Source organism: Actinosynnema sp. NPDC023658 (assembly GCF_040639995.1).
Lineage (GTDB): Bacteria > Actinomycetota > Actinomycetes > Mycobacteriales > Pseudonocardiaceae > Actinosynnema.
Genome location: NZ_JBFAAX010000628.1, coordinates 1 through 3,359 on the forward strand (window position 1 = coordinate 1; position 3,359 = coordinate 3,359).

Here is a 3,359-nt window from a genome sequence, read left to right on the forward strand (position 1 = left end):
ATCCCATGCTGCGACAGGACCTCGCTACGGCAGGGTCCAGCGCTGGTTCGTGCCGCCGTGGCACGTCCACAGGATCAGCTGCGTGCCGTCCGCGCTGCTGCCGCCGTTGGCGTCGAGGCACTTGCCCGACTGGGAGTTGACCAACGACCCGTTCGCGCCGGCGGCCCAGTTCTGCGAACCGCTGCCGTTGCACGTGGCGAGCTGCACCTGGGCGCCGTTGGCGGTGCTGCCGCCCGCGACGCTCATGCACTTGTTCAGCGAGCGCAGCGTGGTCCCGCTGACCGTCCACTGCTGGTTCGAGCCGTTGGTGCAGGTCCACAGCTGGATCTTGGTGCCGTCGGCGGAGCTGGCCCCGCTGACGTCGACGCACTTGCCCGTGGCGCTGGTGATCGGCCCGGTGCGCGTCGGGGTGGTCCCGCCCAGCTCCTTGACCCGGATGTTGCGGAAGGCCACGTCGTCACCGGCGCCGTGGTTCTGCACGGCGATGTGCCCGGAGGTCAGCGACCGCGCGGGGTCGGCGTTGGTGAAGTCGTTGACCTTCACCCCGTTGAGGAACACCTGGAGCCGTTCACCCTCGACGAGCAGCTCGTAGGTGTTCCACTCGCCCGGCGGGTTCAGCGCCGAGTCCCGCGCCGCGGTGTCGGGCGCCTTGACGCCGTTGATCGCACCGGTGGTCCGGTCGGCGCTGTCCGTGGCGTCGATCTGCACCTCGTACCCGCTGGTGAGGGCGGAGTCCGCGGTGCTGCCCGCCGGGAACCCGATGACCACGCCGGAGTCGTCGTCACCGGCCGCCCGCCAGTCCAGCTTCAGGGAGTAGGACTTGTACTCCTTGGCGCTGTACCAGAGCATCCCGGGACCGTCGTACGACGTCAGGGTGGCGTCGTTGTTGGTGAACCCGCCGGGACCGGTCTGCGACCACCCGCTCGTGGAGCCGTTGTAGAGGGTGGTGTAGCCGGTCTCGGGCCGGCAGTCGGCCTTCGTCCGGTTGGCCGAGTAGCGGATGCCGCCCAGCAGCAGGGCGCGGAAGCCCGGCTCGGCGTAGCTGGACTGCGTGTGCCCGCTGCCGGTGTAGAAGGAGCGCCCGCTCGACAGCGTCTTGCACCACGTGTGCGGGTGGTCGGCGCCCATCCGGCCGCCGGAGTAGGTCGACTCGTCCAAGGTCGCCAGCACCCGGGCCGTGGAGCGCGGGTTCGTGCGGTAGTCGTACCACTCGTCGGTGCGGACCCACGTCGGGCTCAGCCCGGCGGTGGCGGCGTGCGCGCGGTTCTCCACCCGGACGGTGGCCTGCTGGATCGCCGGGTGCTGGGCGAACCACGCGCCGACCAGCTCGCCGTAGAACGGCCAGTCGTACTCGGTGTCGGACGCCGAGTGGACGCCGACGTACCCGCCGCCGCCCCGGATGTAGGACTCGAACGCCGTCTGCTGGTTGGCGTCGAGCACGTCCCCGGTGGTGTTCAGGAACACCACGGCCTCGTAGCGGGCGAGGTTGGTGGCGTTGAACTGGGACGAGTCCTCGGTGGCGGTCACGGTGAAGCTGTTGGCCGCGCCGAGGTCGCGGATCGCCTGGATGCCGGTCGCGATCGAGTCGTGCCGGAAACCCGCGGTCTTGGAGAAGACCAGCACGTCGTACGGCGCGTCCGCCGCCATCGCGGCCGGTGCGGTGTCGAAGGAGAGGGCGACGAGCGCCGCGGCGGCCACGCCGAGCGCACGCCTGATGGGCCGGTACTTCATCTCATACTCCTCTGTGGGAAGCACGCGACGGCTCGGTCACGGCAGCGTCCAGCGCTGGTTCGTGCCGCCGTGGCAGGTCCAGATGATCAGCTGCGTACCGTCCGCGGTGCTGCCACCGTTGGCGTCCAGGCACTTGCTCGACTTCTGGTTGACCAGGGAGCCGTTCGCGCCCGCGGCCCAGTTCTGGCTCGTGGCCCCGTTGCACGTCGCCAGCTGCACGGCCGCGCCGTCGGCGGTGCCGCCGGACGCGACGTCCATGCACTTGCCCAGCGACCGCACGGTGGAGCCGTCGATCGTCCACTGCTGGTTGGCGCCGCTGTTGCACGTCCACAGCTGGATCTTCGCGCCGTCGGTGGCGCTGCCGCCGTTGACGTCGACGCACTTGCCGCTCGCCGCGGTGATCCGGCCGGTGCGGCTGCCCGTGGACGAGCCGAAGCTGAAGGCGTCCAGGTCGAACAGGTAGCCCGTGCCGCTGCCCGCGAACGTCAGGTACAGCGTCCCGGTCGTGGTCGGCACGGACGTCAGCGCCGCGGAGACCTCGGTGAACGTCTCCCAGCCGCCGGTCACCGGGACGGTGGCCGTGGCCACCACCGGGCCGGTCGCGGAACCGGTGCGGACGGTGATCGTGCCGCCCGCCCCCGCCGAGGACACCCGCGCGGTGAACCGGGTGGCGCCGGTCAGGTTGTAGGGCTGGAACGCGATCCAGTCGCCGTTGTGGATGTCGCCCACGGTGCGACCGCCCTCCGCGGTCGCCTTGTCGTACGAGGTGGTGCCGGACTGCGTCGAGTAGTGCTCGGCCTGGCGGCGGCGCGGCTGGAGGATGTTCTGCGCGTGGGTGGTCGCCGCCGGCACGCCGTTCGCGCCCTGGTCGGTGTACTCGGCGTCGAAGACGGCGTAGATGTTGGCCGCCGTGTCGTGCTCACCGTCCACCGGGATGTCGAGCGTGCCCGAGCAGCCGGTGCGCGAGGTGATCGGGTGGCCGTGGCTGTCGTGGCCGAGGATGTAGGACAGCTTGACCTTCGTGCAGTCGATCGTGCCGTCCTCGGCGTCGGTCACGGTGATCGTGTACGGCACGCTGTCGCCGAAGCTGAACAGGCTGCCGTTGGCCGGCGTGTTCAGGGTGACCACCGGCGCGCTGTTGCCGACCGTGATGACCACGTTGGTGCTGCCGGTGAGCCCGGACGAGTCCTTCACCGTCAGCGTGACCGTGTACTGGCCGTTCGCGGTGAAGGTGTGGCTCGGGTTGGCCGCGGTGGACGTGCCGCCGTCACCGAAGTTCCACGCGTAGGTCAGCGCGGTGCCCTCGGGGTCGGTGGACCCGGCCGAGGAGAAGGCCACGGTCAGCGTGGCCGAGCCGGACGTGCGGTCGACGGACGCGGACGCGGTCGGTGCCCGGTTGTTGCCGCTGCCGATGTACTCGATGCGGTACAGCGCGGAGCTGGCGTCGCCGCTGCCCCAGCCGGTGCCGTAGTCGAGCACGTAGAGCGCGCCGTCCGGGCCGAACGCGGCGTCCATGACCTGCGTGCCGCGCCACGGGAAGTCACCCACCGTGCCGGGGGTGCCGTCGGAGTTGACGTCGATGGTCTTGATCCAGCGGCGGCCGAACTCGGTGGCGAACACGTGCCCGT

Annotated in this window: 2 protein-coding genes; both read right to left on the reverse strand. The window is 70.7% G+C overall.

Going from position 1 to position 3,359, the window contains the following annotated elements; genetic code table 11:
* Positions 1-24: 24 nt before the first annotated feature.
* Complete coding sequence (locus AB0G02_RS32350) at positions 25-1,647, reverse strand: ThuA domain-containing protein (protein WP_360801755.1); 1,623 nt, start codon at positions 1,645-1,647, stop codon at positions 25-27.
* A 120-nt stretch (positions 1,648-1,767) separates the two neighbouring features.
* A partial coding sequence (locus AB0G02_RS32355) for a carbohydrate-binding protein (protein ID WP_360801752.1) occupies positions 1,768-3,359 on the reverse strand: 1,592 nt, incomplete at its 5' end.

What these genes read in the sequence shown, in the direction of transcription:
- AB0G02_RS32350 (WP_360801755.1), bottom strand. Translation starts at nt 1,647, where the DNA reads ATGGCGGCGGACGCGCCGTACGACGTGCTGGTCTTCTCCAAGACCGCG.